The sequence below is a fragment of the Clostridia bacterium genome, from assembly GCA_036562685.1.
Lineage (GTDB): Bacteria > Bacillota > Clostridia > Christensenellales > DUVY01 > DUVY01.
Genome location: DATCJR010000136.1, coordinates 1 through 4,633, shown reverse-complemented (window position 1 = coordinate 4,633; position 4,633 = coordinate 1). Strand labels below are relative to the sequence as shown.

The window sequence follows — 4,633 nt, the reverse complement described above, 5'->3', positions numbered from 1 at the left end:
CAGTTCCATCTGTCCACTCTATATGAAAACGGTCAAGGCGTTACAAAAGATATTCAAAAAGCGATTTATTGGAATATCAAGGCCGCTGAAAATGGAAATATTGAAGCTCAATATCAATTAGGATACAGATTCTTAAGAGGTATGGGTGTAGAAGCTGATATTAATCTGGCAAAAAGATGGATAACAAGCGCAGCAGCCAAAAAACATCCAGATGCCAATACCTTATTAAAACAGCTTAGTCTTCCGCCTGGAAAAACTACTAATTAAAAAATCAGGGGCAAAAGCCCCTTTTTTTATCTTTCCAACTTCGCAATACTCAAAATTTTGGTTTGCAGTGAACGCATAATCTTTTCATCTTCGGGATGAATATGATCGTAACCAAGTAAATGCAATAAACCATGAATAAACAAAAATCCTAATTCACGTTTTAGATCATGTCCATATTCTTGCGCCTGTTCCATAGCCTTTTCTTCACAAATTACTATTTCGCCCAAAAAAAGTCTGTGTGTAACATGGTCATATTCTGATGTAAAGACTTTTTTATCCGCTATTTCGCCCGCTATCAAATCCAGATTGGGATAGCTCAATACATCAGTAGGCTCATCAACCGAACGGGTAGCACGGTTAAGCTCTTTTATTTCATTTTTGGTCATAAAGTTTAGCCCTAATGCAAGATACTTAGGCTGATGCAAAACTTTTAATGCTATTTTGAATAACTTTTTATAAAATGGTTTAACAGTTGATTCTGATATTATTTTCATTTTTTATATTTCCGGATATTGAATTCTTTCGTGATATAGACCGCCAAATGCTCTTACGATTGTATCCTTGATTACAGCTAGGTCTTTTAATGTAATATCGCAGTTATCAAACTGACCGTATCTTAAACGCTGGTCTATTATGTCCTTTACAACTTTTTCAACTTTTTCATAACTATGTTCTTTCATAGCTCTGACAGTTGCTTCCGCTGCATCACATATCATTATGATTGCTGCGATTTTGGTAGAAGGTATCGGACCTGCATATCTATAATCCTTGATATCGACTTCTCTATCGGTCATTTCTTTGGCTTTGTTATAGAAATATATTATAGGCATTGTGCCGTGATGCTCAGATGTTATTTCAGCGATTTCTTGAGGAATACGATATTCTCTGCAAATCTCACTGCCTTGTAATGCGTGTTTTCTAATTATGTCACAAGATACTTCTGGAGTCAATCCATCATGCGGATTGGATTCGCTAAACTGATTTTCCTTAAAATATCTGGTGTTTTTTAGTTTTCCCACATCATGATAATAAGCCGCAGCTCTTGCAAAATATGTATTTTCATTAATTGCTCTTGCGCAAGTTTCTGCCAAGTTGGCCACGGTAAGAGAATGGTTGAAGGTACCGGGTGCGTATTTAGCAAGTCTCAAAAGCAAAGGTCTGTGATGATCACAAAGCTCCATCAATCTAAAATTAGAATTGATGTTAAAAACAGCTTCTATTATCGGCTGCAGCATCAATGCAATTAAAACCGTACCAAAAATCAAAAACGGAGCATAAGGCAAAACATTATATAATTCTTTAAACGAAGAAGGCGTTATAATTTCGTTGATAATCAAAAGCGGCAGACATACTGCATTAATTAAAACGCCGTATAAAATATATGTAAGTCGTTTTGTGTCCCTGTTTAGCGTTAATGAGGATATAGTGCCGGCAGTAACGGCAAAAATCAACATAGGCAATACCCAAGACGGCGTCGGCTGACCTTTTGAAATAGCCAAAGCCATAAGGGTAATAAATATCATAAGTACGCTAAAAACATTACCCAAAAAGGCGACTTTGGTGTCTGTAAATACACTCAAAAGAAATACTGTCAAAGTTATAGGCATTGCATAGGGGCTAAGCTTTTCAACAAAAATGCAAATCGCATATGTGATTGTAATAACGAAGCAAATAACCCCGAACATTTTAACAGTATAGTGATCAGTATTAAGATATCTGAGCGCAAAAAATACAACACTAAAGCACAGCGTAAAAATAACCATAAGACTGATATATGAATATATAGTCTCATTAATGGTTCGCTTATCGATAATATTAAATCTTAGCACCATAACTGCCAACATAAAGATAACGCTCATTGCGATTATCATAGTATTGGCAAGATATAATTTTTTGTTATCTGTTTGTTTTATTTCGTTCTTTGTCTCGATCATCGGTTTTACCCAAATTTTTGATATCATCGTCGTATGCTGAAATAATGTTTCTAACCAAAGGATTTCTTACAATATCTTTGGAAGAAAGCGTTATAGTAGCAATACCTTTGATACCTGTCAAGATTTTTACAGCATGGAAAAGTCCGCTTTTTATTCCTGCTGGCAAATCTGTTTGTGTAGTATCTCCGTTAACAACAACCTTACTATCATTTCCAAGTCTTGTCAAGAACATTTTCATCTGAAGTATTGTTGTGTTCTGCGCTTCATCTAAGATAATAAATGCGTTAGAAAGCGTGCGTCCGCGCATATATGCAAGCGGTGCAACCTCTATTACTCCCCGTTCAAGAAGTTTAGCATAATTATCCATTCCAAACATCTCTTGCAAAGCGTCATACAAAGGGCGCAAATACGGATCAACTTTGGTTTGAAGATCTCCTGGCAAAAATCCCAGCTTTTCACCTGCTTCTATTGCAGGGCGTGTAAGAATAATTTTTTCTACTTCACGCTTTTTGTAAGCAGCTGCAGCCATAGCGACCGCAAGATAAGTTTTTCCTGTACCTGCAGGACCTACGCCAAAAACAATAGTATTGTTTTTTATGGCGTTAACATATTCTTTTTGCCCTAATGTTTTGCATTTTATAGGTTTACCCTTGCTAGTTACAGCAATGGTTTCAGTACTAATTGATACTATTTCGTCCAGCCTGTTAAGTTGCGCCAAATCAATGGCGGCCATTACCTTTTCTTTACTTATCTCATAGCCTTTATCTATCAACTCACACAACTTGTCCAATATTTGTTTGGCTTGAGTTACAGCATCCTGTGCTCCCGTAACCTCTACAAAGTTTTCTTTGGGTGTAATCGTTACCCCGTAGTTTTCACTTATCAGTCTTATGTTTTCGTCGTATGCTCCAAAAAGTCCAAGCAACTTTTCGGAATTGATATTAATGTATTCTGTCAAAAATTTCTCCTGTATGCTATTAATTTTTATTAATTATTATACCATAATGAGTATGCAATTTTTCTCTTAAGCAGATTTTTTTACTCTAGTTCCAATTTTTATTTCTGTTTCAATCACAGCATCTATTCTAATAAGCCCGTTTTCTTCACTAGCCTTTATGTAGCTGTTTAAAATTTTTGCATCCTTTTCCACTTTCAAACGCGCTTCTTCCATTACTTCAGCAGCATATAATTCTTGAGCCTTTTCAAGCGTCAAAGAAATAAGCTCCGGCTTTAGTTCGTAATATTTTGTCTTATGTATGGTAATGGGTAATAAGAAATTCAGCTTGACCGTTTGTGATTTTGATTCATATAATCCATAAGGTGCTGATTTTGATTTTTGATTTTTTAAAAATAACTCCCAAAAAAAATGAGTTTTGCTTTTTCCTGTTCTTCTATATTGCACTCCGTCAACTGCGTAATATCTTGTGCTAGTAAACCAGACTTTGCCCCAAAATTCTCCTTCCGCTCTAATATAAACTCTTACCTTTTGACTTCCTTCATAATGCTCTTCATAAGCCGCCGCCAAAACATCCCCTCGACGGACTATATCGCCTGCTTTGACCATAGCTGTTCCATTAAGCAAAGCAATTTTGGTTATTTCACAGTCATATTTGCTGACTATTTCATCAGCAAGTTCTTCAAGATTATCATCAGGCTTAATAATTCTTTCTTTTATATTAACTATAAGCGTAACGCCTTTTATTTCTATGCTTATAAGACTTGCTTCACTAAGTTGAGTATTTAGGTTTTGGGCAAGTTCTTTTTTGTCTATCTGACTTATCAAACAGCCTTTTTTTACGCCCAAGTCTTCTAGTCTTTGTATAACTGTATCATTAGCGATCAACTCATTGCCGCTTATCTTGATATCCCAAACAAACATATTAAAAGTGATAACAGCAATTAGCGCGACCGCAAATCCGACAATTAGTCCCAGCCTTTGGGTTACTAGGGTTTTTAAACTATGTAAAAAACTCCAACGGGATAATACAACGACATTATACCATAACGGTTTTAGGTAAACAAACAATTTTTTGAGCATTTTATCCGTAACGCAAACAGTAACAACTCTATGAGAAACGCGTGTAACATCATATAAAACTATGCCGCTATTAATCAATCCGTTTAGCAAACGGTCTATATTAAGTCCCGTTATCTCAACTTTATTTTTGCCTGATATATAATCTGCTATTTTTTTTAACATCTATATATACCTTTTTCGTCTTACTTGTTTACGCTGACTGAAGTAATATCGCCTGTTATAATCAAATCATCATTGCTTAGGTGTTTTATTACCAAATTTTCTCCTGTAACGACAAGCAACTCTTTACCTATCTTCAATTCAAGGCTTTGAGAACTAAAAAACTTTATTCCCTTATGTCCTGCCACATAAACAGCACGACCAGCAAAAACAGTATATCGATACTGCATAATAA

General features: G+C 35.5%; 6 protein-coding genes. 1 reads left to right on the top strand and 5 read right to left on the bottom strand.

All coding sequences use genetic code 11. The annotated features are described in order from the left end of the window. On the top strand, positions 1–267 hold a 267-nt coding region (locus tag VIL26_06170; protein ID HEY8390516.1), incomplete at its 5' end, for a tetratricopeptide repeat protein. Positions 268–293: 26 nt separating this feature from the next. Here the strand turns inward: VIL26_06170 and ybeY are convergent. From ybeY to VIL26_06145, 5 genes are all read right to left on the bottom strand, one after another. Next, a complete protein-coding gene (gene ybeY, locus VIL26_06165; GenBank protein ID HEY8390515.1) occupies positions 294–761 on the bottom strand; it encodes an rRNA maturation RNase YbeY in 468 nt (155 codons plus the stop codon). A 3-nt stretch (positions 762–764) separates the two neighbouring features. Continuing rightward, positions 765–2,201, bottom strand: a complete 1,437-nt coding sequence (locus VIL26_06160) for an HDIG domain-containing metalloprotein (protein HEY8390514.1) — start codon at positions 2,199–2,201, stop codon at positions 765–767. Next, on the bottom strand, positions 2,164–3,159 hold the full coding sequence (locus VIL26_06155) for a PhoH family protein (GenBank protein HEY8390513.1): 996 nt from the start codon (positions 3,157–3,159) through the stop codon (positions 2,164–2,166). Before VIL26_06155 ends, VIL26_06160 begins: the two co-directional genes overlap by 38 nt. A gap of 66 nt (positions 3,160–3,225) precedes the next feature. Further along, the gene (locus VIL26_06150) at positions 3,226–4,401 is read right to left on the bottom strand and encodes a sporulation protein YqfD (GenBank protein ID HEY8390512.1); all 1,176 of its coding nucleotides are present in this window, start codon (positions 4,399–4,401) and stop codon (positions 3,226–3,228) included. Between the two features lie 20 nt (positions 4,402–4,421). After that, positions 4,422–4,633 (bottom strand): YabP/YqfC family sporulation protein (locus tag VIL26_06145; protein HEY8390511.1); only part of this gene is annotated, 212 nt, incomplete at its 5' end.